22 protein-coding genes are annotated in these 18,869 nt (G+C 63.6%); 7 read left to right on the top strand and 15 right to left on the bottom strand.

Annotated features, from left to right (window positions below; all coding sequences use genetic code 11):
- Window positions 1-5: 5 nt before the first annotated feature.
- Window positions 6-611, bottom strand: a complete 606-nt coding sequence (gene leuD, locus JQ641_RS02685) for a 3-isopropylmalate dehydratase small subunit (RefSeq protein WP_211994305.1) — start codon at window positions 609-611, stop codon at window positions 6-8.
- 111 nt (window positions 612-722) lie between these two features.
- A complete protein-coding gene (locus JQ641_RS02680) occupies window positions 723-1,121 on the bottom strand; it encodes a metallopeptidase family protein (RefSeq protein ID WP_211994304.1) in 399 nt (132 codons plus the stop codon).
- A 121-nt stretch (window positions 1,122-1,242) separates the two neighbouring features.
- Between JQ641_RS02680 and JQ641_RS02675 the strand changes: the two genes are divergently transcribed.
- Window positions 1,243-1,569 (top strand): hypothetical protein, encoded by a 327-nt coding sequence (locus tag JQ641_RS02675; RefSeq protein ID WP_211994303.1) that lies wholly within the window; start codon window positions 1,243-1,245, stop codon window positions 1,567-1,569.
- 372 nt (window positions 1,570-1,941) lie between these two features.
- Here JQ641_RS02675 and JQ641_RS38620 read toward each other — a convergent pair whose 3' ends face one another.
- Entirely contained in the window at window positions 1,942-2,223 is a 282-nt protein-coding gene (locus tag JQ641_RS38620; protein WP_211994302.1) for a hypothetical protein, read from the bottom strand.
- Window positions 2,224-2,317: 94 nt separating this feature from the next.
- On the opposite strand from JQ641_RS38620, the gene JQ641_RS02665 reads away from it, so the two are divergent.
- Complete coding sequence (locus tag JQ641_RS02665) at window positions 2,318-2,632, top strand: hypothetical protein (protein WP_211994301.1); 315 nt, start codon at window positions 2,318-2,320, stop codon at window positions 2,630-2,632.
- 62 nt (window positions 2,633-2,694) lie between these two features.
- Here the strand turns inward: JQ641_RS02665 and JQ641_RS02660 are convergent, their stop codons facing one another.
- From JQ641_RS02660 to ffh, 9 genes are all read right to left on the bottom strand, one after another.
- Window positions 2,695-4,392 carry a methyl-accepting chemotaxis protein gene (locus JQ641_RS02660; protein ID WP_211994300.1) on the bottom strand — a complete coding sequence of 566 codons (1,698 nt, stop codon included), beginning with the start codon at window positions 4,390-4,392 and terminating at the stop codon, window positions 2,695-2,697.
- Window positions 4,393-4,678: 286 nt separating this feature from the next.
- Entirely contained in the window at window positions 4,679-4,888 is a 210-nt protein-coding gene (locus tag JQ641_RS02655) for a hypothetical protein (RefSeq protein WP_192739332.1), read from the bottom strand.
- Window positions 4,889-4,988: 100 nt separating this feature from the next.
- Complete coding sequence (gene leuC / locus JQ641_RS02650) at window positions 4,989-6,395, bottom strand: 3-isopropylmalate dehydratase large subunit (protein ID WP_211994299.1); 1,407 nt, start codon at window positions 6,393-6,395, stop codon at window positions 4,989-4,991.
- Window positions 6,396-6,473: 78 nt separating this feature from the next.
- Window positions 6,474-6,608, bottom strand: coding sequence for a hypothetical protein (locus tag JQ641_RS38390; RefSeq protein ID WP_283815156.1), 135 nt, complete (start codon window positions 6,606-6,608; stop codon window positions 6,474-6,476).
- A gap of 147 nt (window positions 6,609-6,755) precedes the next feature.
- Complete coding sequence (gene rplS, locus JQ641_RS02645; protein ID WP_192739330.1) at window positions 6,756-7,136, bottom strand: 50S ribosomal protein L19; 381 nt, start codon at window positions 7,134-7,136, stop codon at window positions 6,756-6,758.
- A gap of 114 nt (window positions 7,137-7,250) precedes the next feature.
- The gene (gene trmD / locus JQ641_RS02640) at window positions 7,251-7,997 is read right to left on the bottom strand and encodes a tRNA (guanosine(37)-N1)-methyltransferase TrmD (RefSeq protein WP_211994298.1); all 747 of its coding nucleotides are present in this window, start codon (window positions 7,995-7,997) and stop codon (window positions 7,251-7,253) included.
- Window positions 7,998-8,008: 11 nt separating this feature from the next.
- A complete protein-coding gene (rimM, locus tag JQ641_RS02635; RefSeq protein WP_211994297.1) occupies window positions 8,009-8,533 on the bottom strand; it encodes a ribosome maturation factor RimM in 525 nt (174 codons plus the stop codon).
- A gap of 19 nt (window positions 8,534-8,552) precedes the next feature.
- Window positions 8,553-8,885 (bottom strand): 30S ribosomal protein S16, encoded by a 333-nt coding sequence (gene rpsP / locus JQ641_RS02630; RefSeq protein WP_192739327.1) that lies wholly within the window; start codon window positions 8,883-8,885, stop codon window positions 8,553-8,555.
- 50 nt (window positions 8,886-8,935) lie between these two features.
- Window positions 8,936-10,483, bottom strand: a complete 1,548-nt coding sequence (gene ffh, locus JQ641_RS02625) for a signal recognition particle protein (protein ID WP_211994296.1) — start codon at window positions 10,481-10,483, stop codon at window positions 8,936-8,938.
- Window positions 10,484-10,965: 482 nt separating this feature from the next.
- On the opposite strand from ffh, the gene JQ641_RS02620 reads away from it, so the two are divergent.
- Window positions 10,966-12,030: an MBL fold metallo-hydrolase gene (locus JQ641_RS02620; RefSeq protein ID WP_211994295.1), complete on the top strand. Its 1,065-nt coding sequence runs from the start codon at window positions 10,966-10,968 to the stop codon at window positions 12,028-12,030.
- A 164-nt stretch (window positions 12,031-12,194) separates the two neighbouring features.
- Here JQ641_RS02620 and JQ641_RS02615 read toward each other — a convergent pair whose 3' ends face one another.
- Window positions 12,195-12,896: an SIMPL domain-containing protein gene (locus JQ641_RS02615; protein ID WP_211994294.1), complete on the bottom strand. Its 702-nt coding sequence runs from the start codon at window positions 12,894-12,896 to the stop codon at window positions 12,195-12,197.
- A 5-nt stretch (window positions 12,897-12,901) separates the two neighbouring features.
- Window positions 12,902-13,669 carry a GyrI-like domain-containing protein gene (locus JQ641_RS02610; protein ID WP_211994293.1) on the bottom strand — a complete coding sequence of 256 codons (768 nt, stop codon included), beginning with the start codon at window positions 13,667-13,669 and terminating at the stop codon, window positions 12,902-12,904.
- A 179-nt stretch (window positions 13,670-13,848) separates the two neighbouring features.
- On the opposite strand from JQ641_RS02610, the gene dapF reads away from it, so the two are divergent.
- Window positions 13,849-14,721 carry a diaminopimelate epimerase gene (dapF, locus tag JQ641_RS02605; RefSeq protein WP_211994292.1) on the top strand — a complete coding sequence of 291 codons (873 nt, stop codon included), beginning with the start codon at window positions 13,849-13,851 and terminating at the stop codon, window positions 14,719-14,721.
- Window positions 14,722-14,786: 65 nt separating this feature from the next.
- Window positions 14,787-16,052 (top strand): tRNA (N(6)-L-threonylcarbamoyladenosine(37)-C(2))-methylthiotransferase MtaB, encoded by a 1,266-nt coding sequence (gene mtaB, locus JQ641_RS02600; RefSeq protein WP_211994291.1) that lies wholly within the window; start codon window positions 14,787-14,789, stop codon window positions 16,050-16,052.
- Between the two features lie 103 nt (window positions 16,053-16,155).
- Here the strand turns inward: mtaB and JQ641_RS02595 are convergent, their stop codons facing one another.
- On the bottom strand, window positions 16,156-16,920 hold the full coding sequence (locus JQ641_RS02595) for a pseudouridine synthase family protein (protein WP_211994290.1): 765 nt from the start codon (window positions 16,918-16,920) through the stop codon (window positions 16,156-16,158).
- Window positions 16,921-16,948: 28 nt separating this feature from the next.
- Between JQ641_RS02595 and ftsY the strand changes: the two genes are divergently transcribed.
- Window positions 16,949-17,896 (top strand): signal recognition particle-docking protein FtsY, encoded by a 948-nt coding sequence (gene ftsY / locus JQ641_RS02590; protein WP_211994289.1) that lies wholly within the window; start codon window positions 16,949-16,951, stop codon window positions 17,894-17,896.
- Window positions 17,897-18,022: 126 nt separating this feature from the next.
- Window positions 18,023-18,625: a septation protein A gene (locus tag JQ641_RS02585; RefSeq protein WP_192739318.1), complete on the top strand. Its 603-nt coding sequence runs from the start codon at window positions 18,023-18,025 to the stop codon at window positions 18,623-18,625.
- Window positions 18,626-18,869 lie beyond the last annotated feature (244 nt).

Here is an 18,869-nt window from a genome sequence, read left to right as displayed (position 1 = left end):
CGTGATCAGGCCCAGGCGCGCTCTTGCTTGGCCTTGGCCTCGTAGGTGTCGATGGAAGTCTTCTTCTCCATCGTCAGGCCAATGTCGTCGAGACCGTTGAGCAGGCAATGCTTGCGGAACGGGTCGATCTCGAACTTCACGGTGCCGCCGTCGGGGCCGCGGATTTCCTGGGTCGCGAGGTCGATGGTCAGCGTCGCGTTGGCGCCGCGCTCGGCGTCGTCGAACAGTTTGTCGAGGTCGTCCTGGGTGACGCGGATCGGCAGGATGCCGTTCTTGAAGCAGTTGTTGTAGAAGATGTCGCCGAACGAGGTCGAGATCACGCAGCGGATGCCGAAATCCAAGAGCGCCCACGGCGCGTGCTCGCGGCTCGAGCCGCAGCCGAAATTGTCACCGGCGACCAGCACCTTGGAATTGCGGTAGGCGGGCTTGTTGAGGATGAAATCCGGATTCTCGCTGCCGTCATCCTTGTAGCGCTGTTCCGAAAAAAGACCCTTGCCAAGGCCGGTACGCTTGATGGTCTTCAGGTACTGCTTCGGAATGATCATGTCGGTGTCGACATTGATGATCTTCAGGGGCGCAGCGACGCCTTCCAGTGTGGTGAACTTGTCCATCGATCGTACTTCCCGGCTGAAATGAGGGGATAGGGCCGTTGATTTATCGCGAAAACGGCCCCGGCAAAAGGCCAATTTGCGCAATCCTACCCTGCTACTCCTAACTCGTTCCTACCCCTCTTGGGCCTCGATCCCCTCCATATCGGCATCCGACAGCCCGAAATGGTGGCCGATTTCGTGGATCAGGACGTGGCGGACGATGTGGCCCAGCGTTTCCTCATGCTCGGCCCAGTAGTCCAGGATCGGCCGCCGGTAGAGCCAGATCATGTTGGGCAGGCGGGCGACGTCGTTATTGCTTTGCTGCGGCAGGCCGAGGCCCTGGAACAGCCCGAGCAGGTCGAACTCGCTTTGCGCCTGCATTTCGTCGAGGACCTCGTCGGTCGGGAAATCGTCGACGCGGATGATCACGCCCTCGCAAAGGGCTCGAAAGCCTTTTGGCAGGCGCTCGAAAACCTCATGCGCCATGGCTTCCATTTCGGCGAGCGACGGCGCTTTTGCTTCCTTCCACATCTCGCCTGTTTAGCGCGTGTTCCACCGGCGCGCCTACTGATTTTGAATATCATCGCAAGGTTGACCTTGGCGCGGCAATCGGAGACCGTACCGCCCGATAACAGGCTTTGGGTGGGCGGAAATGAAGCGGATTGTGACGGCGGCGGTAGTGGCGATTTTGACCGGATTCTTGTTGCCGGGTGGCGGCGCACAGGCCCAGACCGCACCGTCGGGGGTGCGCACCGCGCAGGCAGCGAAGCCGGCCGCCACCGATGCGTCAGCACAACGCCGGCGCCCACTCCGCCGCGTGCCGATCTACCGGCAGGACCAGTGGGAACCCGATGTCTATCCGCGCTACAATCCGGGCCCGAATGCGGTTCGCAGCTGCACCGCGACCTATGTGCAGGAATACCGGCCGAGCGGCATCGTCATCACGCCGCGCATGAACTGCTACTGGCGGCCCGGTTAGCGCCTGCGCGCTAGCTCCCAGATCGATCAGCGTTCCAAATATATCTGCGCCGGCGAGCCATGAATGAGAATGGCCGTCGCCACGTGCGATGTCGTGGCGTTCATGTTTGAAATCATGACGGGCTCATGAGTGCAGAGTGTCTGCAGCGATGCAACGGCAGTCTGCGCCGGTTTGACGCGCCGCTGAAATTAATCGGAACCGATGTACACGCTCCCTGTTCATCTTCGTGGCGCAGTCATTCAGTTCGCATTCACGTCCTCAGCATCAAGCTTTGAACTGCGTCGCGGCGTAGCGGCTGCTTGTCGAGCACCGCTTGCCACGAACGTGAAATCCCCGCGTGAGCGTAAGCTCATCGCTGAAGGACCAAGGAGACTACATATGCAGATGACGAAAGTTCTGGGGCTTGCCGCCTTTGGCGCCATGCTCGTTATAGCCGCTCCAACCGAGCGCGCTAACGCGTTGTCGCTGAGCAACCCCGGCGCTGCCGCCGCCGTTCAGGAGGATGTCAAGCCCGAGACGACAGAGGCGGGATGGCGACATCGCCATCATCGCTGGCATCGTCATCACCACCACCGTCGGCATCATCATCATCGTCACCATCATCGCCGCTGGTGATCGCGAATTTGCATTAGTGAAGTGAGCAGGCCCGTTCATCGCGGGTCTGTTTTCACTTCAAGGTGACTGCCACGAAACGGGCGCCATTGCTGTCTGTTATTTGATGATCCTGAATCAGAAGAGGTAGATCGTCATGAAGACTTTGATCGGAGCAGCTGCTGTCGCGGGCGCTCTGGTGTTTGCCGGCCCGGCGGCGGTCAATTCGGCAGCCGCGGCATCGCCGCAAATGAAGCAACAAACCGCCGGCACATCAGGTGCGACCGACTTCAGCGCGCAACGCTATTACCGGCGCCATTACGGTTACGGATATTATCGGCCGTTTGCTCGCCCATACTATCGGCCGTATTACGGACCCCGCTATTACACGCGCCCCAATTACTACCGGCCATATCCCTATTACGCACCGGCGCCGTTCACGTTCGGCTTCGGGTTCGGGCCATATTGGTGAGCGACGCGCTATGGTGGGCACGGCGCTTGCGCGCCTTTGCCCACCCTACGGTGTGATAGCGATCAGGCGGCGCGAATGAGATCGAGGAAAGTGTTGACGTCGGCGCGCAGCTTCTCCGATTGATGGCTGAGGTCGTCAGCCGCCGTCAGCACTTCCGACGCCGCGGCGCCGGTCTCGTTGGCGGCGTCGTTGACGCTGCCGACGTTCGAAGATACCTCGGTCGTCCCCTTCGAAACTTCCTGGATGTTCTGCGCAATGTCGCGGGTGGCAGCGCTCTGCTGCTCGACCGCGGCAGCGATCGCCGTGGCGATTTCGTTCATCTGGGCGATCGTCGTTCCGATCGTCTTGATGGCGGTCACGGCGTTGCCGGTCTCCTGCTGGATCGCGGCGATCTGGGCTGAAATATCCTCGGTCGCCTTCGCGGTCTGGGTGGCAAGCGCCTTCACCTCGGTGGCGACGACGGCAAAGCCCTTGCCGGACTCGCCGGCGCGCGCCGCTTCGATCGTGGCGTTGAGCGCCAGCAAATTGGTCTGCGACGCGATGTTCTGGATCAGCGCAATGACATCGCCGATCTTCTGTGCCGCTTCGGCCAGGCCCTCGACGGTCTTGTTGGTGCGGTCGGTTTCGGCGACCGCAAGGTTGGCGGTCTGGGACGCCTGCGCCACCTGGCGCGAGATTTCGCTGATTGAGGCATGCAGTTCCTCGGTCGCCACGGCAACCGTCTGCACGTTCGCGGAGGCGACGTCGGAGGCGTTGGCGACAGCGGTGGCCTGCCGGCTGGTTTCCTCCGCCGTTGCCGTCATGCTGCCGGCAGTGGCGTGCATCTCGGCCGACGCCGCGGTCAGCGTTTGCAGGGCTTCGGAGACCTGGACGTCGAAGGTCGCAATGTAACCTTCGATGGCACGCTGCCGGGCTTCCTTGCGAACCTGCTCCTCGCGCTGTTCGGCTTCGAGGCGCCGCGCCGTCATCGCATTTTCCTTGAAGACGGTGAGCGACTTGGCGAGACCGCCAACCTCGTCGGTGCGGCCGGCACCGACGATCGAAATATCGAGATCGCCCCCGGCAAGCTTGGTCATTTCAAGCGTCATGCGCCGCAATGGCTGGGCGATCTGGCCGAACGCGATCCAGCCGAGGATAGCAAAGGCCAGCAGCAGGCCGACAATCGCCCCGACCACGAGCAAGAAACGGGTGTATTCGGCGCTGGCGACGCTCGCGTCGCGCGCGGCGCGCATGGCGTCCGTATTAATGGTGATGAGTTGTCCCACCGCCGCGATCGCGGTCTGGCGATGCTTGGCCGCGACGTTGACCGAATAGGCGAATGCTTCCTCCATTTTGCCGGCGGCCGCCAGTTCGAACACCTTGGCGCTGGCGACCCGGCGGTCCTTGACTGCGGTTCGCATGGTGTCGATCAACTGGCGCTGTTCGGGAGCGGTGGTGACGGTCGCCAGACGATCGATCGCCTCCAGCGTGGCATCGGTGGCCTTGCCGTAGGACTCGACGTTCCGGCTGATAGCCTTGCTGTCCGTGCCGGAGAGGATGACGTTCTTCTCGCTCACCGCGGCGCTGTTGAAATGGCTTTCGGCCTGCAGACTGTATTGCACCCGCATCGCGTTGCCGTCGACGAGGCTCGCCGCCGTCGCGGACAAATTGCTCAGCGCCATCGAGGCCTGCACGACGATCCCGACCGCCACAAGGGCGACGATCGCGGCAGGTACCGCGATCTTGGCAATAATGGGCAGGTTTTGAAATCTGGCGATCATTTTCTCAAGTCTCTCTGGAGGAAAATTTGCGCTGCCGAACCGTTGCGGCGGCCCCGGGGACCGCCCGTGGCGCGGCGCCGCGTCGGATCAAGCCCTCGACACGAGGGGATCCTAAAGGCAGCTATCGATTTTCTGATTGGTTAAGGGGGAGTTTACCAGCCGGCCCTTAGCAAAGTGTTGACGCTGTCGGATCGAGTTCCTTGAACGAGGCCCCGGCCAGGCCCGGGAAGCAAAACAGGCGCCCGCTGGGGCGCCTGTTTTTTATGAAAGCGACGAGCGCAAAGGCTCAGTCCCAGTCCTTGCCCTTCCAGGGCTTGATCTTCCACGGCGTCAACGCTTCCAGCCGCCATTCCCGCCAATGCTCGGGCGGCCAGTTGCTGAGGCGCCTTGTGTCCTTGGGTGTGGCGGGGACGAGATCGACAATGCGCGAGACGTTGCGCCGGCTCTGGCGCGTCGCCTCGCTGATCATATCGACATATTCTGGTTTATCGGCCACTTCAGGCTCCTCGCGATGATCATTCCCGCCGAGGAGCCAGTCTGAGCCCTGCGCCTTAACGAGGCGTTGCCAGAATGGATCGAGGTTGAGGCAACGCGCGTTAACGCCACTCCCTGATGTCGACGAAGTGCCCGGCAATCGCAGCTGCGGCCGCCATCGCCGGCGACACCAGATGCGTGCGGCCCTTGAAGCCCTGCCGGCCCTCGAAATTGCGGTTCGAGGTCGAGGCGCAGCGCTCTTCCGGCGACAGCTTGTCGGGGTTCATGGCCAGACACATCGAGCAGCCCGGCTCGCGCCATTCGAAGCCGGCCTTGATGAAGATCTTGTCGAGGCCTTCGGCTTCCGCCTGTTCCTTTACGATGCCCGAGCCCGGCACGATCATCGCGCTGACGTGGCCGTTGACGGTCTTGCCTTCGGCGACTTTCGCCGCCGCGCGCAAATCCTCGATGCGGCCGTTGGTGCAGGAGCCGATGAACACGCGGTCGAGCTTGATGTCGGTGATCCTGGTCCCTGCGGTCAGGCCCATGTATTTCAGCGCGCGATGCTTTGAGAGCCGCTTGGCTTCATCGGCGATCTGGTCGGGGTCCGGCACCATGCCCGTGATCGACACCACGTCCTCGGGCGAGGTGCCCCAGGTGACGATCGGCGGCAGCTTGGCCGCATCCAGCCGGATCTCGTGGTCGAAATGTGCGCCTTCGTCCGAGCGCAGGGTTTCCCAGTAGCGCATCGCGGCGTCCCACGCCTCGCCCTTCGGCGACATCGGACGGCCCTTGAGGAATTCGAACGCCTTTTCATCCGGCGCGATCAGGCCGGCGCGGGCACCGCCTTCGATCGACATGTTGCAGACCGTCATGCGGCCTTCCATCGTCAGCGCGCGGATCGCATCGCCAGCATATTCCAGCACGTAGCCGGTGCCGCCGGCGGTGCCGATCTCGCCGATGATGGCCAGGATGATGTCCTTGCCGGTGACGCCGTCGGGCAATTTGCCGTCGACCACCGCGCGCATGTTTTTTGCTTTTTTCTGGATCAGCGTCTGCGTCGCCAGCACGTGCTCGACCTCTGATGTGCCGATGCCGTGCGCCAGCGCGCCGAACGCGCCATGCGTTGACGTGTGGCTGTCGCCGCAGACGATGGTGGTGCCGGGCAGCGTGAAGCCCTGCTCGGGGCCGATCACGTGCACGATGCCCTGGCGCTTGTCGTGCTCGTTGAAATAGGTGATGCCGAATTCCTTGGCGTTGTCGGCCATCACGCGCATCTGCTCGATGCTTTCAGGATCGGGATTCGGCTTCGAGCGATCGGTGGTCGGGATGTTGTGGTCGACGACGGCCAGCGTCTTCTCCGGCGCGCGAACCTTGCGGCCCGTGGCGCGCAGGCCTTCGAACGCCTGCGGAGAAGTCACCTCGTGCACCAGATGGCGGTCGATATAGAGCAGGCAGGTGCCGTCATCGGCTTCGTGCACCAGGTGGTCGTTCCAGATTTTGTCGTACAGCGTGGTGGGGTTGGACATGAGCGTAAGCTCCAAAAATGATTCTGTGTGAGCGGTCAGCGCGGTTATCAGCGCAAGCAACGGGCAGTCAGCGCGGCATCAAAGGCCGCAGCTAAGCTCTGACGTCGCCGAGGTCGCAAAGCGTCCGAAGAAACGGCCGGGCAGGCGCGAGCGGTCGTCGATCACGAAGGGATCGACGCGCCGGCCTGCAAAGCTGGTTTGATCTGGAACCATTCTAGCCTCATAGCACATGAGGTATCTAAGCGCGATATGCGTTTATATCCACCGTCATTGCGGGCCGTTGCAATGACGAAACGCCCAACAAAAAAAGCGCGGGGCCAAACCCCGCGCTTTTGGTCACATCCCCCTGCAGGAGACGAATTACTCGCCGACGGCGGTCGCGCGCTCGGTCTTCTCGACGATGCGGGCCGACTTGCCGCGCAGTTGGCGCAGGTAATACAGCTTGGCGCGACGCACCTTGCCGCGGCGCACCACCTTGATCGAGTCGATCATCGGCGACATCACCGGGAAGACGCGTTCCACGCCTTCGCCGTAGGAAATCTTGCGAACGGTGAAGCTCTCGTTGAGCCCGCCGCCGGAACGGCCGATGCAAACGCCTTCATAGGCCTGCACGCGGGTGCGCTCGCCTTCGACCACCTTGACGTTGACGATCACAGTGTCGCCGGGGCCGAATTCGGGGATCGACTTGGTCGCGGCCAATTTGTCGAATTGCTCTTTTTCGAGCTGTTGAATGATGTTCATTGAAATCTCCATCGGCGGCGCGCCCAGCCAGTCCAGCGCGGGCTGCGCGAACGTCCATCTATCCTGCTGTATGCTGCGGATTTGGCGCTCGTATAAGGCATCGAAGCGTGCTTGTCACCCGTCTGTCGTGCTTTTTGGGCGTTTTTGGCGGGCCTTAATCGCCCACAAATCCGGCCGCCGCGCCCTGGTCAGGGCTTCAGCCTCGGCCTGACGCCAGGCGGCAACCTTGGCATGGTCGCCGGAAGTGAGGATTTCCGGGATCGTTCGGCCCTCGAACTCCTGCGGGCGGGTATATTGAGGGTATTCCAGTAGTCCCTCGGAAAAACTCTCCTCGGTCCCCGAGGCCAGTCTTCCCATCACCCCCGGCAAGAGCCGGACACAGGCGTCCACCAGCACCATGGCGGCGACCTCACCGCCGGACAGCACGTAATCGCCGATCGAGACCTCCTCGAGCCCGCGGGCTGCAATGACCCGCTCGTCGATGCCCTCGAACCGGCCGCAGACGATCAGCGGTCCCGGACCGGCGGCGAGCTCGATCACCCGGGACTGGGTCAATGGCCGACCCCGGGGGCTCATCAGGAGCCTTGGTCGATCCTTTGGACCGGACGGGCCGGCATCCGCAGCATCGATCGCCGCCGCCAGCACGTCGGCGCGCAGCACCATGCCGGGCCCGCCGCCGGCCGGGGTGTCGTCAACGCTGCGGTGGCGGTCGGTGGCCGATGCCCTGATGTCGCGGGATTCCAGCGCCCACAGCCCGGAGGCCAGCGCCTTGCCCGCCAGGCTGACGCCGAGCGGTCCCGGAAACATGTCCGGGAACAACGTGAGGATGGTGGCGCGCCAGGGACCTTCAGAACTGGTCATTAAAAAACCGATCACGTAAGCGTCGGAACGTCGTCGCCTTCAATTTCCTTGGGCAGTTCTATCACGACGCGGCCGCCCGCAAGGTCGACCGTCGGCACCACGGCATTGGTGAACGGCAGCAGCATGGTCGGGCCCTGCGGTGGTGCGATCTCGATGATGTCGCCGGCGCCGAAATTATGGATCGCGGTGACGCGGCCGAGCGGTTCGTTCGCGGCATTCACCGCGGCCAGCCCGATCAGATCGGCGTGGTAATATTCGTCGTCGTCGGTCTCGGGCAGTTTGTCGCGCGCGATATAGAGCTCGATGCCGTTGAGGCGTTCGGCGTCCTCGCGGGTGGCGACGCCTTTGAACGTGGCGACCAGATGATCCTTGGCCTCACGGGCATGCGCCAGTTCGAACTGGCGCGCGCCGTCCTTGGTCGTCAGCGGGCCGTAATCCCTCACGGCCAGCGGGTCTTCGGTAAACGTCCACAGTTTTACCGCGCCGCGCACGCCATGCGCGGCGCCGATCCGGGCGACACAAATCGGTGCTGCCACCGCCCCGCGCCGCTAACGCTTATGACTTCGCGGCGGCTTCGGCAGCGGCCTTGCGCTCCTTGCGCGGCACGGCCTTTTCCGGGTTGTTGCGCGCGGCACGCTTCACGACACCGGCGGCATCGAGGAAGCGGGTGACGCGGTCGGACGGCTGCGCGCCCTTGGCGAGCCAGGACTTGACCTTGTCCATGTCGAGCTTCAGCCGGGCTTCGTTGTCCTTCGGCAGCAGCGGATTGAAATGGCCGAGACGCTCGATGAAGCGGCCGTCGCGGGGAAAGCGCGAGTCGGCGACGACGACGTGATAGACCGGGCGCTTCTTGGTGCCTGCGCGAGCGAGGCGGATAACGACTGACATTGTATTCTCCGTAAGTTTGGTTTGATGTGATGAGAGTGAATTGATCGCGATTATTTCTTCTTGCCGGGGAAGCCGCCGAGGCCCGGCAGCGTCGGCTTGCCGCTGAGGCCTGTCAGCCCCGGCAAATTCGGCAGGCCCTGACGCAAGCCCACCGGAATATCCTTCGGCAGCGCGGGCATGCCGCCCGGGCCTGCGCCACCCGGCATTTTCTCCGCCAGTGCCTTCATCTGTTCGGCCGACGGCATGCCGCCGCCGCCAAATCCCATCGCCTGCGCGATGCCGGCCATCGGGCCGCGTTTGCCCGAACCCATTGCCTTCATCATGTCGGCCATGTTCCGGTGCATCTTGAGGAGCTTGTTGACTTCCTGAACCTCCAGGCCAGCGCCAGCGGCGATGCGCTTCTTGCGGCTGGCTTTCAGGATGTCGGGATTCTTGCGCTCCTGCCGCGTCATCGAATCGATCACCGCGACCTGACGCTTGATGATCTTGTCGTCGATCCCCGCATTGGCAATCTGGTTCTTCATCTTGGCGACGCCGGGCATCATGCCCATCAGCCCGCTGATGCCGCCCATGTTCGCCATCTGCAGCAACTGCTCACGCATGTCCGACAGGTCGAACTGGCCCTTGCGCATCCGTTCGGCGGTGCGCGCAGCCTTTTCGGCGTCGATATTCGCTGCCGCCTTTTCGACCAGCGACACCACGTCGCCCATGCCGAGGATGCGGCCGGCGATACGGCTGGGATGGAAATCCTCCAGCGCGTCGGTCTTTTCACCGGTGCCGATCAGCTTGATCGGCTTTCCCGTGACCGCGCGCATCGACAGCGCGGCGCCGCCGCGGCCATCGCCATCAACCCTCGTCAGCACGATACCGGTCAGGCCAACGCGCTGGTCGAACGAGCGCGCGAGATTGACTGCGTCCTGGCCGGTCAAAGAATCCGCGACCAGCAGCACTTCATGCGGGCTGGCGGCGGTTTTGATCTCCGCGGCCTCGCTCATCATCTCTTCGTCGAGCGTGGTGCGGCCGGCGGTGTCGAGCAGCACGACGTCGTAACCGCCGAGCCTGGCGGCTTCCAGCGCGCGTTTGGCAATTTGCGCCGGCTTCTGGCCGGCCACGATCGGCAGCGTCGGAATATCGAGATCGCGCCCGAGCACGGCGAGCTGCTCCATCGCCGCGGGGCGATAGATGTCGAGCGAGGCCATCAGCACCTTGCGCTTGTCGCGCTGGGTCATGCGGCGGGCGAGTTTTGCGGTGGTCGTGGTTTTGCCGGAGCCCTGCAGACCGACCATCATGATCGCGACCGGCGGCACCGCATTGAGGTCGATGGTCTGGCCGTCAGCGCCAAGCGTGGCGACCAGTTCGTCATGGACGATCTTGACCACCATCTGGCCGGGTGTGACCGACTTGACGACGGTGGCGCCGATTGCCTGCTCGCGCACGCGGTCGATGAAGCTGCGGACGACGTCGAGCGAGACGTCGGCCTCGAGCAGCGCGCGGCGCACCTCGCGCATCGCGGCGTCGACGTCCTTTTCGGACAGCGCACCGCGGCCCGTCAGCCGATCGAGTATTCCACCAAGCTTTTCCGACAGATTGTCGAACAATGCCGTAGTCCTTTTTCCTGCTTGCGCAGGGTGTTGCGTCACTTACCGCCGTCATACCCGCGAAGGCGGGTATCCAGTACGCCGCAGCTTCTCGGCTCAATCCGAGGACTCTGGGATACTGGATCACCCGCCCCAGTGCGCAATCGCGCACAAGGCGGGTGATGACACCGAACCAAACACGTTTGCGCCCGAGGGCGCATCGCGCTGTCGGGCGTTGGCCTCCGGTCTCAAGGGCCGGGCGGCGAGTCGAAAAGAACGTCTTTCCGAGAAGTGCCGGGGTTAAACGCCCGGAAGCCATCAAAGTCAAGGGGAAACTAGCCCAAAACGGCCTTGAACGACGCGTTAAGTCATTGAAACAAAGCAATTTTATGCCGATTTGCCGGCGCGAAGTTGCGCGTTCCCTCTGCCGCGGGTTCCAACTTGGTCAGGGCACGCCATATAACGCCCCGTACCCTTCGCTCCCGCTCTATGTGATCGCGCCCGTGCCCATTACCCGCCGCCGTGTCTTTGCAGTGCTCGCCGGCCTCGGCCTGGCCGTCGGCGCGCCGTCTGTCTGGATGTCCCGCATGAAAACCTATGACGGCCCCGTCTCCGACCATTTCGACGGCCTGACCTTCTTCGATCCGGATGGTTCGCCGCCGAAATCATTGGCCGAGGTACTGCGTTGGCAGTTTGGCGGCCGCGGGCAGCGTGCGAGCTGGCCGGATTGGGTGCCAAGTGCGCATGCCGATACACCGCCGCCGCGTGTTGACGGCAACAAAGTGCGGCTGTCGTTCGTCGGCCATGCCAGCTGGCTGATCCAGGCCGGCGGCCTCAACATTCTGGTCGATCCGGTGTGGTCGATGCGGGCCTCGCCGTTCAGCTGGGCCGGGCCGAAGCGGCACAACGATCCCGGCATTGCCTTCGACGCATTGCCCAAGATCGATGTCGTGCTGGTGTCGCACGGCCATTACGACCATCTCGATCTGGCGACGCTGTCCAGGCTCGCGAAAACGTTTGCGCCGCGCGTGATCACGCCGCTCGGCAATGACGTCACCATGCGCGACGCGGATGAAACGATCAAAGTCGAAGCGTTCGACTGGAAGGATCGGGTCGAACTCGGCAACGGCATCGCCGTGACGCTGGTGCCGACGCGGCATTGGTCGGCGCGCGGATTGTTCGACCGCAACAAGGCGCTGTGGGCGAGCTTTGTGCTGGAGACGCCGGCCGGCAAACTCTACATCGTCTGCGATTCCGGCTACGGCGACGGCAAGCATTTTCGCCGGGTTGCCGAAGCACATGGCCCGCTGCGGCTGGCGATCCTGCCGATCGGCGCCTATGAACCGCGCTGGTTCATGCGCGACCAGCACATGAACCCGTCGGATGCGGTGAAGGCCTTGGCCGATTGCGGCGCGCAGACCGCGCTGGCGCATCACCACGGCACGTTCCAGCTCACCGACGAGGCGATCGACGCGCCGGTGATCGCGCTCGGCGAAGCGCTGGACGAAGCGAAGGTTCCGCGCGAGCGGTTTGCGGCGTTGAAGCCCGGGCAGGTGTTTGAGGTCTAACGCGAGCTTGTTTGTGATCCCTCATGCTGAGGAGGCGCTTCAGCGCCGTCTCGAAGCACGAGGGCCCATATCCATCCTTCGAGACGCGCGCGAAGAGCGCGCTCCTCCAGCGATGAGCTTACGCTCACGCGGGGATGAGGTCTGTCTGTCGAGCGAAAGCGAAACTACTCCTTCGGCTTGATCGCCCAGGATACGCTCACTGAAACCGAGAGCGTCTCCTCGCCTTGCGCCACCGGCGCGCCGGCGGCCATCGGCGCTGCCACCTTGCTGCGAAACACCGGCACGGCCGCGCCCTCCTCGGAAATACCGATCGGTTCGCCGAGCGTGACGCCGGCGGCCTTGGCGTAGATATCGGCCTTGCGGCGCGCGTCCGCGATCGCCTTCTCGCGGGCCTCGTCCAGATGCTTGGACGGCTGCGTTACGATGAAATTGATGCCGCCGATCTCGTTGGCGCCGGCGCCGACCAGCACGTCGATCACGCTCGCGACCTTGGTCACGTCGCGGATCTTGATCGTGACGCGGTTACTGGCGCGGAACCCAACGACGCCTGGCCGCTCCACGGTTTTGGATGAGGTCGCATACTGTGGCTGCAGCGACAGCCGCGAGGTCTGGTAATCCTTTTCGTCGATCCCGGCACCTTTCAGCGCCAGCAGCACCTTGCCCATCGCCGCGTTATTGGCGTCGGACGCCTCGCGCGCGGTCTTGGCGTCGGTGGCAACGCCGCCATCGATCTGCGCCTGATCGGGTGCCACCGAGACATTGGCTTCGCCGGTCACGGAGATGGCGGGCGGCGGCACCGTCTGGGCCAGTGCGGGCGTGGCCAGCAGCACGGCTGCGGCGATAACAAACGCGAGCGGATGCTTCATGTCTCTCACTTCAGCGGCACATAGACGTTGATCACCAGCTTGTCCTCTGCGGTCTTCAAGGGATCGGTGATGTATTCCTCGACGAAGGTGTCCTTGGCTTCGAGTTTCTTGTCGTCGAGGTGATTGGTGATCGCCTCATAGGTGTTGTCCATGTTGTCGTAGGAGCCGCGATGGACGAACTTCAGGGCTTTGCCCTCGGGCGATTTGCCGATGCTCATGTCCTTGGTCAGGTTCTTCGGCTCCTGGTCGACTGGAATCTCGGCCAGGAACGTAAAGCCGCTGTCGTCGGTCGAGGTGTAGACGATCATCGAATTGCCCGCGGCCTTGATGCCCTGCTTCTCGAGCAGCGCGTTCAGCGCCTTGAACGAATCGATCAGCGTGTCGAACGCCGAGTCCCAACTGGCGGTGCCCTTCATGACCACCACTTTCCTGGGCTCCAGCGTGAACTGCTCACCGAAGGGATCGGCGGTCTGGACGGCCGCAGGGGGCGTGGCCGGGGTCTGGGCGGCCGCGGGTGGCGGTGAGGGGGCAACGGACGGGCTTGCCACCGGCGCGGGGGAGGTTCCCGGTGCCGGGATCGCGGATGCCGCCGGTGAAGGCGTCTCCGCCGGGGCAGGGGAAGCAGAAGCGGCGGGCGCCGGTGCCGCGGAGGGGCTGGCAGCTGGCGAGGCGGCTGGTGCCGGTGATTGCGCCAGCGCAGGGCCGCCCACCGCGATTGCCACCATCGGGACCAGCGCGGCCATGGCCGAGCGGAAACGGCTGATACGGTTCATTTTAGGCATTCTCCATCCATCCCAGGCGGTCGCGGTGTGTCCCCACACGCCCGCAAAGACGCCGCCATCCCTAACATGCAAGGTCCGCCTCGTCCCATGACAGATGCGTCATGGACCCCTGCGTACTAGGCAATCGGCCATCATTCGCCATATAAGACAGGCAGAAATTGGGAAATTCCATGAGCGCGCTGGCCAATCACGCATTTGCCAAGATGAACGGTATCGGCAACGAAATCGTCGTGGTCGATCTGCGCGACAAGCCGGCCAAGGTGACCGCGGAGGAGGCGCGCGCCGTCGCCTCGCCCGCCGGCGTGCCCTATGACCAGTTGATGGTATTGCAGCCGCCGCGGCTGGACGGCACCGAGGCCTTCATCCGCATCTACAACAATGACGGCTCCGAGGCCGGCGCCTGCGGCAACGGCATGCGCTGCGTGGTGCGGCGGCTGTTCGAGGAGACCGGCCAGACGGCCGTGACCTTCGAGACCCGCTCGGGTCTGCTGAATTGCTGGCAGGGGCCGCAGCCCGATCTCTACACGGTCGACATGGGCGCGCCAAAATTCGGCTGGCAGGAGATTCCGCTCGCCGAGGAGTTTCGCGACACGCGCTACATCGAACTGCAGGTCGGCCCGATCGACGCGCCGATCCTGCATTCGCCGTCGGTCGTCAACATGGGCAATCCGCACGCGATCTTCTGGGTCGACGACGTCAACGCCTATGATCTCGAGCGCTTCGGGCCGCTGTTGGAAAATCATCCCATTTTCCCTGATCGCGCCAACATCACGCTCGCCCATATCGTCGATCGCGACCACATCACGATGCGCACCTGGGAACGCGGCGCCGGCCTGACCAGGGCCTGCGGCTCGGCCGCCTGCGCCACCGCGGTCGCGGCAGCGCGGTTGAAGCGCACCAACCGCATTGTCGAATTGTCGCTGCCCGGAGGCAAGCTCTCGATCGAATGGCGCGAGCGCGACGATCACGTGCTGATGACGGGCACGGCAACGTTCGAGTATGAAGGCCGCTTCGATCCGGCGCTGTTCGCCAGCGTCGCGTAGAGCATGATCCGGAAAAGTGTGAAGCGGTTTTCCGAAGAGATCATGCTCAAACAAAGAATAGCTTGATGAGCGTTGACGTCCTCACCTTTGGCTGCCGCCTCAACGCCTTTGAATCCGAAGTGATCCGGCACGAGGCGGAGCGTGCGGGCCTTTCCGATACCGTCGTCATCAACAGCTGTGCGGTCACCAACGAGGCGGTGGCGCAGGCGCGGCAATCGATCCGGCGGCTGAAGCGCGAGCGGCCGGATGCGCGGATCGTCGTGACCGGTTGCGCGGCGCAGACCCAGCCTGAAATGTTCGCCGGCATGATCGAAGTCGATCGCGTCGTCGGCAATGACGAGAAGATGCGCGGCGAGGCCTGGCGCAGCGCGCGTGCGGCGTTCGATTCCGGCTTCGGCATCGAGGCCAGCGAGAAGATCGCGGTCGCCGATATCATGGCGGTCACCGAGATGGCGCCACATCTGCTGGAAGGCTTTCAGAGCGGCCTGCCGCGGGTGTTCGTGCAGGTACAGAACGGCTGCGACCACCGCTGCACCTTCTGCATCATTCCCTACGGCCGCGGCAATTCGCGCTCGGTGCCAATGGGTGCTGTTGTCGAACAGGTCCGCGCGCTGGTCGAGCGCGGTCATGCCGAAATCGTGCTGACCGGCGTCGATCTCACCAGCTACGGGGCTGATTTGCCAGGCACGCCAAAGCTTGGCCAGCTGACAAAACAGATCTTGCGGCATGTGCCGGAGCTGAAGCGTTTGCGGATTTCATCGATCGACTCGATCGAAGCCGATCGCGATCTGCTCGACGTCATCGGCGACGATGAACGCCTGATGCCGCATCTGCATCTGTCGCTGCAGTCCGGCGACGATCTGATTCTGAAGCGGATGAAGCGGCGGCATTCACGCAGCGATGCCATCGAATTCTGCGCGCAGGTGCGCCGGCTGCGGCCGGACATCGCGCTCGGCGCCGACATCATCACGGGCTTTCCGACCGAGACCGAAGCGATGTTCGCACGATCGCAGGATCTCGTCGAGGAATGCGGTCTCACCTTCCTGCATGTGTTTCCTTACTCAAAACGCCCGGGTACGCCGGCCTCGCGGATGCCGCAGGTCGCGGGCGAGGCCATCAAGGACCGTGCCAAGCGCTTGCGCGCGACGGGCGAGGCGGCGTTGCGGAAACGGCTGGCGTCGGAGATCGGCGCAACGCGACAGGTGCTGATCGAGAGCGGTAAGCAGGGGCGGACGGAGCATTTCCTGCCGGTAGCGATCAGTGGTGAAATGCCGGGTGCGGTGCAGGCGTTGACGATGATCGGACATGACGGCGCGCGGCTGAACGTTTAGCTCTCCGTCATGCCCGGGCTTGTCCCGGGCATCCACGACTTACTTTCTGTTGTGCAACAAAGACGTGGATGGCCGGGTCAAGCCCGGCCATGACGAGTTGGGGCTACTCCCCGTTCCACCCGCAGGCCCTGAGCCGCTCCTGCATATGCTCCGGCGCCGGCGCGACCACGCGGACCGGTTCCTTGTTCCTTGAAATCGGAATCACGATTTCGCGGGAATGCAGATGCAGGCGCGGCTCGCCGAAGCGGGGGCCGTTGCCGTAGATGTTGTCGCCGACGATCGGCCAGCCTGTGGCCGATGTGTGCACGCGCAATTGATGGGTGCGGCCGGTGACCGGTTCCAGCTCTAACCAGGCGAGCCCGTCGCCGCGGCCGCGCACTTTCCAGTTTGTGACGGCTTTTTGACCGTCCGGATCCGGCTTCTGCCACCAGCCGCGCTCGACGTTGAGCCGGCCGAGCGCCATGTCGATGGTGCCCTCATCTTCGGCAGGTCCGCCTTCCACGACGGCCCAGTAGGTCTTGCCGATCTTGCCGTGCTTGAACAGCAGGCCGAGCGAGGCGGTGGCCTTGCGATGGCGTCCCAGCACGAGACAGCCGGACGTGTCCTTGTCGAGGCGGTGCGCCAGCACCGGCGGCCGCGGCAGGCCGAATCGCAGCCCGTCGAACGAGGTTTCCAGATTGGCGCCGCCCTTGGGGCCGCGATGCACCGGCAGGCCGCAAGGCTTGTCGATGACCAGCATCAGCCCGTCGCGGTGGAGCACGCGTGCCTGGATTTCTTCCGCCGTCAGGTCGGCGACATCAAGGGATGCGCCGGGAACATCAAGGGATGTCCCGGGAATATCAATGGGTTTGTTGTGGCTTTCGTTCATGGCGCGAAACCGCTAACACACGTCCGACATGAGCGATACCACTCCCGGAACTCCCAAACTGAGCTGGTGGCGGCGGCTTTCGAGCGGCCTGAAGCGAACCTCGAGTTCGATCGGGTCCGCCGTTGCCGACCTCGTCACCAAGCGCAAGCTCGACCGCGCCATGCTCGATGATATCGAGGATGTGCTGCTGCGCGCCGATCTCGGCACCGAGGTCGCAGTGCGGATCGCGGATGCCGTCGGCGCCGGCCGCTACGACAAGGCGATCTCGGCGGATGAGGTCAAGGCCGTCGTTGCAACCGAGGTCGAGAAGGTGCTGGCCCCGGTGGCCAGGCCGCTGGTGATCGATACGGCACACAAGCCGTTCGTTATCCTGGTGGTCGGCGTCAACGGTTCCGGCAAGACCACCACCATCGGCAAGCTGGCGGCGAAACTCAGCGCCGAAGGCCGCAAGATGATGCTGGCGGCGGGCGACACGTTCCGTGCCGCCGCGATCGAGCAGTTGAAGGTCTGGGGCGAGCGGACCAAATCGCCTGTTATCGCGGGCGCGCAGGGATCGGATTCGGCCAGCCTCGCCTTCAATGCGCTGACGGCGGCGCAGGAGCAGAAGATCGACGTGCTGCTGGTCGACACCGCCGGGCGATTGCAGAACAAGGCCGAGCTGATGAAAGAGCTCGAAAAAGTCGTCCGCGTCATCAAGAAGGTCGACGCCTCGGCCCCGCATGCGGTGCTGCTGGTGCTCGACGCCACGGTGGGACAAAATGCGCTGTCGCAGGTCGAGGCATTTCATCGTACCGCAGGCGTCACCGGCCTCGTGATGACCAAGCTCGACGGCACCGCGCGGGGCGGCATCCTGGTGGCGCTGTCGGAGAAGTTCAAACTGCCGGTGCACTTCATCGGCGTCGGCGAAGGCGTCGACGATCTGGCGCCGTTCACCGCGCGGGATTTTGCGAACGCGATTGCAGGGATCGAGGCATAGGTTTCTTCTCGTCATGCCCCGCGGAGGCGGGGCATCCAGTACGCTGCGCTGCTGATTGGAATCGAGACGCCGCGGAATACTGGATCACCCGCTTTCGCGGGTGATGACAGCAACGTAGGATTTGAAATGGACAAGACCCAGCCGCATCCGCTGTTCAAGCTTGCGACCGAACTCGGTCCGCTGATCGTGTTCTTTGTCGCCAACGCCAAATTCGGTCTGTTCGTCGCCACCGGCGCCTTCATGGTGGCGATCATCGCGGCGATGATCGCGTCCTATGTGGTGACCAGGCATGTGCCGATGATGGCGATCGTCACCGCCGTCATCGTCATCGTGTTCGGCACGCTGACGCTGGTGCTGCATGATGAGACCTTCATCAAGGTCAAGCCGACCATCATCTACGGCCTGTTCGCCGCCATCCTCGGCGGTGGCCTGTTGTTCGGCCGTTCCTTCATCGCCGTCATGTTCGATCAGGTGTTCAACCTGACGCCGCAGGGTTGGCGCATCCTCACCATGCGCTGGACGCTGTTCTTCTTCGCCATGGCGCTTTTGAACGAATTCGTCTGGCGTACCCAGTCGACCGACTTCTGGGTCGGCTTCAAGGTGTTCGGCGTGATTCCGCTGACGATGATCTTTGCGATTGCCCAGATGCCGCTGACCAAGCGTTACCATCTGGAGCCGGCCTCACTGGAAGCCAGCGAAGCGGACGCGGGAGATGTGAGGAAGGGGTGAGGCTTGGCGCCGCTCTGCTCCCTCGCCCCGCTCCTCGCGGGGTCGAGACGAGCGAAGCTCGCTCTTAGAGGGTTGGGGTGAGGGGCCTCTCTCCACGAGCGAGGTGTTGGTGAGTTCGGTACCCCCTCACCCGCCGCGCAAGAGCGCGTCGACCTCTCCCCGCAAGCGGCAGGGCTATCGCATATGGCTGAGGGTAGCCAAGAGGAAGGCGTCGTCCCAACCGGCGCGCTTGATTTTACGCCGG

The organism is Bradyrhizobium sp. JYMT SZCCT0180 (assembly GCF_018130165.1).
Lineage (GTDB): Bacteria > Pseudomonadota > Alphaproteobacteria > Rhizobiales > Xanthobacteraceae > Bradyrhizobium.
The sequence above is the reverse complement of the archived record's forward strand: the minus strand, read 5'-3'. Positions and strand labels throughout refer to the sequence as shown.

Bases quoted from the DNA above. Each gene is read 5' to 3' on its own strand.
- leuD (WP_211994305.1), bottom strand. From the start codon at position 611: ATGGACAAGTTCACCACACTGGAAGGCGTCGCTGCGCCCCTGAAGATC.
- JQ641_RS02680 (WP_211994304.1), bottom strand. From the start codon at position 1,121: ATGTGGAAGGAAGCAAAAGCGCCGTCGCTCGCCGAAATGGAAGCCATG.
- JQ641_RS02675 (WP_211994303.1), top strand. From the start codon at position 1,243: ATGAAGCGGATTGTGACGGCGGCGGTAGTGGCGATTTTGACCGGATTC.
- JQ641_RS38620 (WP_211994302.1), bottom strand. From the start codon at position 2,223: ATGAACGGGCCTGCTCACTTCACTAATGCAAATTCGCGATCACCAGCG.
- JQ641_RS02665 (WP_211994301.1), top strand. From the start codon at position 2,318: ATGAAGACTTTGATCGGAGCAGCTGCTGTCGCGGGCGCTCTGGTGTTT.
- JQ641_RS02660 (WP_211994300.1), bottom strand. From the start codon at position 4,392: ATGATCGCCAGATTTCAAAACCTGCCCATTATTGCCAAGATCGCGGTA.
- leuC (WP_211994299.1), bottom strand. From the start codon at position 6,395: ATGTCCAACCCCACCACGCTGTACGACAAAATCTGGAACGACCACCTG.
- JQ641_RS38390 (WP_283815156.1), bottom strand. From the start codon at position 6,608: ATGGTTCCAGATCAAACCAGCTTTGCAGGCCGGCGCGTCGATCCCTTC.
- rplS (WP_192739330.1), bottom strand. From the start codon at position 7,136: ATGAACATCATTCAACAGCTCGAAAAAGAGCAATTCGACAAATTGGCC.
- trmD (WP_211994298.1), bottom strand. From the start codon at position 7,997: ATGACCAGTTCTGAAGGTCCCTGGCGCGCCACCATCCTCACGTTGTTC.
- rpsP (WP_192739327.1), bottom strand. From the start codon at position 8,885: ATGTCAGTCGTTATCCGCCTCGCTCGCGCAGGCACCAAGAAGCGCCCG.
- JQ641_RS02615 (WP_211994294.1), bottom strand. From the start codon at position 12,896: ATGAAGCATCCGCTCGCGTTTGTTATCGCCGCAGCCGTGCTGCTGGCC.
- JQ641_RS02610 (WP_211994293.1), bottom strand. From the start codon at position 13,669: ATGAACCGTATCAGCCGTTTCCGCTCGGCCATGGCCGCGCTGGTCCCG.
- dapF (WP_211994292.1), top strand. From the start codon at position 13,849: ATGAGCGCGCTGGCCAATCACGCATTTGCCAAGATGAACGGTATCGGC.
- mtaB (WP_211994291.1), top strand. From the start codon at position 14,787: ATGAGCGTTGACGTCCTCACCTTTGGCTGCCGCCTCAACGCCTTTGAA.
- JQ641_RS02595 (WP_211994290.1), bottom strand. From the start codon at position 16,920: ATGAACGAAAGCCACAACAAACCCATTGATATTCCCGGGACATCCCTT.
- ftsY (WP_211994289.1), top strand. From the start codon at position 16,949: ATGAGCGATACCACTCCCGGAACTCCCAAACTGAGCTGGTGGCGGCGG.
- JQ641_RS02585 (WP_192739318.1), top strand. From the start codon at position 18,023: ATGGACAAGACCCAGCCGCATCCGCTGTTCAAGCTTGCGACCGAACTC.